Origin of the sequence: Streptomyces anandii JCM 4720, from assembly GCF_014650655.1 — a bacterium.
Taxonomy (GTDB): Bacteria; Actinomycetota; Actinomycetes; order Streptomycetales; family Streptomycetaceae; genus Streptomyces; species Streptomyces anandii.
Map to the genome: position 1 here is coordinate 329,566 of NZ_BMVJ01000005.1, position 3,482 is coordinate 333,047.

Consider the following 3,482-nt stretch of genomic DNA (forward strand, 5'->3'; position numbering starts at 1 on the left):
CGCGGCCGGGGCCGGGGCCGGTGCCGGGGCCGGGGCCGGTGCTCGTGCCGGGAAAGTACCGGATCTGCCAGAACTGGTGGTCGCGCAGCTGGAAGACCCGCGCCGCCCCCTCCGCACCCACCTGTACCAGCTGTTTCGGGGCGCCGCCGGTCACCAAGTAGAACGTGTCGTCGAGGTTGGTGCCGCTGTCCTGATGCTCGACCATGATCCGCTCGTACGGCAGCGACCAGCCCAGGCCGAGGACGTCGGTGGGCTCGGTGAGGTTCCACCGTTGCGCCGCACGGTGCACGCCGCTGCTGTAGAACGCGGTCACCTTCACGTCCAGGCCGTTGCGCCCGCCGAGCGTGACGAGGTCGATCGGCAGATTCACCTCGCCGCGGAACATGTTGACCACGTTGGCGACCGCATCACCGACGAACACTTGCGACGCCCGAACACCGGGTGCGGCCGCCTGCTGCGCCGTGCTTGCCATGCCTACTCCCGTCGGACCGGCGCCGTGCACCGCCGCAGCCAGAGCTGGACTCTCGAGGGTGTCCTCGCGACCACAAGCAGCAAATATGCCATATATCTATACAGAAGGCGCATCTGGCCCGTGAACCCGATCTTGTGAATCGTCGGCCCGGTGGACCGGCCCGGCACGCCGCGGGCGGACGCGGCGTCGTCTCAGGGGACGAGGACGACCTTTCCCTGATTGGCCCGGGCCTCGATCACCGCGTGCGCTCGTGCCGCGTCCGCGAGGGCGAACTCCCTGTGGACAGTGGGCCGCAGGGCACCCTTGCCGAACAGCCTCCACAGTTCTTCGATCCACCCCGCATAGCGCTGCGGCTGGGTCCTTGCCACCACTGCCACCTGGAAACCGATGGCCGACTTACCGCCCGCGAGCAGGTCGTACGCCTCGATGGTGCCCCCGCCCGAGCTGTACGCGACCAGCCTTCCGCCGGGTGCGAGCGCTTTGACGGCGGGTGTGAGCAGGCTGCCGCCGACCGCGTCGAGGACGATGTCGACGGGTTCGCCCCAGCCCTGTTGTCCGTATGTGACCACGGCATCGGCGCCGAGAGAACGCACGAAGTCCTCCTTGCCGGCGTCACCGACCGCGGCGACGACACGTGAGGCGCCTTTCAGCTGAGCCAGTTGCAGGGCAAGATGACCGACCCCGCTCGCCGCCGCGGTGACCAGAACCGACTCGCCCTTCTCCGGACGCGCGGCCTCAAGGGCGCCGAGCGCCACCGCACCACTGCGGACGAGCGCGACGGCGTCCCTGGCGGTGGCGCCCGCCGGTATCGGTGAGGCCATCGCGGTGTGCAACAGGGCGTACTGCGCATATCCATGCCCGAAGCAGAGGCCGGTGACCCGGTCGCCCGGCGCGTATCCGCTCACTCCGTCGCCGACGCGCACCACTTCACCCGCCAGTTCTCCGCCGAGCGGGATGGGCTGCGCACTCTCGCGCACTTTGCGTACGACGGGGAGCGTGACGCCGATCGCCTCGGTTCTGACGAGGAGTTCGCCCGCTCCCGGCTCCGGGACGGGGACATCTTCCAGGAACAGGTTCTCGGGTCCACCGCGGTGTTCGTAGCGAATGCGCCGCACGACCGATCGCCTCCAGACACTCATAAGCTCGTTGGGGCTCCCAACGATAGTGGAAGTTCGTTGGGGCTCCCAACGTTTATTCGGTAGACTTCCGGAGGTGACAGAGAACCCCATGGCGCCCAGCCGGATCCGCGACCTTCCGAGCTGGCTCCTCGGCCGGGCCGCGGCCCGTGGGCGCGGCCTGGTCTCGGCGGCGCTCGCGCAGCACGACATGAGGATGTGGCATCACGTGGTCCTGGCCGCCGTCGCGGATCTCGGTCCCGTCGCGCAGGCCGAACTGGGCAGGACGGTCTCGCTCGACCCGAAGGACATGGTGGGTGTCCTCAATGATCTCCAGGCGGCGGGCCTTGTCGTACGCACCCCCGACCCGGCCGACCGCCGCAAGAACGCGGTGAGTCTCACCCCTGAGGGCGAACAGCGACTGGAGGAGTGCGCGAAGGCGGGGAAGCGGGCCAACGACGAGCTCCTGGCCCCGCTGTCGGCGGCGGAGCGGAAGCAGTTCCTGGAGATGCTGCGGAGGATCAGCGGAGTACGGTGAGGGCGCTGATCCTCCGCGATGCCTGGATCGCCGCACGTGCTGCCGGTCGACCGGGCTTGGCGGCTGATGCGGGCGGGACGCCGGGGCCACGCCGCGTCCCGGAGTCGCACCCCGGGATCAGGCGACGGTCCAGTCACGCAGCCGGCGTGCGATGCGGGCGACGCCGAGCGCTCCCGAGGCAGCGTCCCGCACGAGCGCGACGGCCGCCTTGGGCGGGTAGTCGAGTCCGCGTGCGTTGAGGATCAGGTAGGCCTCGGTCGCGTGCCAGGCGAAGGCCTCGTTGGAGTGCTCCAGGCATGGCAACTTCGCCAGGGTGTGGAGCAGCGCGGCGGCCTTGAGGTGCAGGGAGCCGTAGATGTCGCGCTCCATCGCCCTGGCGTTGACCCGGGCGACCGCGGCGTACAGCGGTCCGTAGTCGTCGACCTGCGGATCGCCGTGGAGCAGCTCGGCGGCGTGCAGCAGGAACGTCACGTCGAGCGGGTGGGGCGGTTCCGGCTGGGTCACGCGGCGTGGCCCCGCTCCTGCTGCTCGAGTTCTCGACGCGCTTCCTGCTCGGCCGCACGCTGCTCGGCACTGGGGTCCAGGCCGTCGGGCTCGGCGGCGAACGCCGCGCCGCTACGGTCCATGGACGCCTTGAATCCGTCCAGGAACCGCCGCTCCACGGCGGTCGCACGGTCGTAGGCGGCAGACAGGATGTACTCCTGCATGCTGACCCCCGCCTGCTTGGCCGCCGCCGCGATCGCGGCCCGCTGCGCAGGATCGGGAAAGCGTAGGCTCATGGCTTTGGCATCCGACATGGTATCTACGGTACCAGCAGTACCACGCCGTGCGCGGGGAGCCGGCCCGCGCCGAGGACTGCGAGCTACGGGTGTGGTGCCGGCGGCAGCGGCGTGGGGGCTGCCGGCTGTGATGCGGGGGGCCAGTTCGCCGACCGCGAGCACAGTCCGCTCCCGCTCGGCGCGGCATGCGGGTCCGTGTTGAGGAAGGCGAGGTCGATGGCGGTGTCACCGTCGACAGCCCGGCGGAGCGCAGTGCGGTGGACGTCATCAACGCCTCCCGATTCACAGACTCGTTCGAGCAGGGCCGGGGCCCGGTCGAGGTCGAGAACATCCGCGGACGGCGGATCCCAGAGGGGATCTCCTTCCGGCGATGCGTCGACTGACCGGCGGCAGGAGCCGAGATACTCCGCCGAGACGCGGGCGAGTTGCTGAGTGACGGCCATGACGGCAGTATCCCGACGACGTCCACCGGTTGCCCGCTTGCGGAACCGCTGACGCCTGGCTTCACACGGTGGTGGCCGGCGACAGTGACAGACGGTGCTCAGCTCGGCCGACCGTGGGAGCCGGTTGCCAGGGTG

General features: G+C 70.1%; 5 protein-coding genes. 1 reads left to right on the plus strand and 4 read right to left on the minus strand.

Features of this window, described 5'->3' with window-relative positions:
• Both IE249_RS12310 and IE249_RS12315 read right to left on the minus strand, forming a co-directional pair.
• Nucleotides 1-472: hypothetical protein (locus IE249_RS12310; protein ID WP_189704817.1), on the minus strand; the 472-nt coding region annotated here is incomplete at its 3' end.
• A 191-nt stretch (nt 473-663) separates the two neighbouring features.
• A complete protein-coding gene (locus IE249_RS12315) occupies nt 664-1,587 on the minus strand; it encodes a quinone oxidoreductase family protein (RefSeq protein WP_189704818.1) in 924 nt (307 codons plus the stop codon).
• A 112-nt stretch (nt 1,588-1,699) separates the two neighbouring features.
• On the opposite strand from IE249_RS12315, the gene IE249_RS12320 reads away from it, so the two are divergent.
• Complete coding sequence (locus tag IE249_RS12320) at nt 1,700-2,125, plus strand: MarR family winged helix-turn-helix transcriptional regulator (protein ID WP_189704931.1); 426 nt, start codon at nt 1,700-1,702, stop codon at nt 2,123-2,125.
• 117 nt (nt 2,126-2,242) lie between these two features.
• Here IE249_RS12320 and IE249_RS12325 read toward each other — a convergent pair whose 3' ends face one another.
• Both IE249_RS12325 and IE249_RS12330 read right to left on the minus strand, forming a co-directional pair.
• Entirely contained in the window at nt 2,243-2,629 is a 387-nt protein-coding gene (locus IE249_RS12325; protein WP_189704819.1) for a fic family toxin-antitoxin system, toxin component, read from the minus strand.
• Complete coding sequence (locus tag IE249_RS12330; RefSeq protein ID WP_189704820.1) at nt 2,626-2,922, minus strand: type II toxin -antitoxin system TacA 1-like antitoxin; 297 nt, start codon at nt 2,920-2,922, stop codon at nt 2,626-2,628. Before IE249_RS12330 ends, IE249_RS12325 begins: the two co-directional genes overlap by 4 nt.
• Between the last annotated feature and the right edge of the window lie 560 nt (nt 2,923-3,482).

Bases quoted from the DNA above. Each gene is read 5' to 3' on its own strand.
- IE249_RS12320 (WP_189704931.1), top strand. From the start codon at position 1,700: ATGGCGCCCAGCCGGATCCGCGACCTTCCGAGCTGGCTCCTCGGCCGG.
- IE249_RS12330 (WP_189704820.1), bottom strand. From the start codon at position 2,922: ATGTCGGATGCCAAAGCCATGAGCCTACGCTTTCCCGATCCTGCGCAG.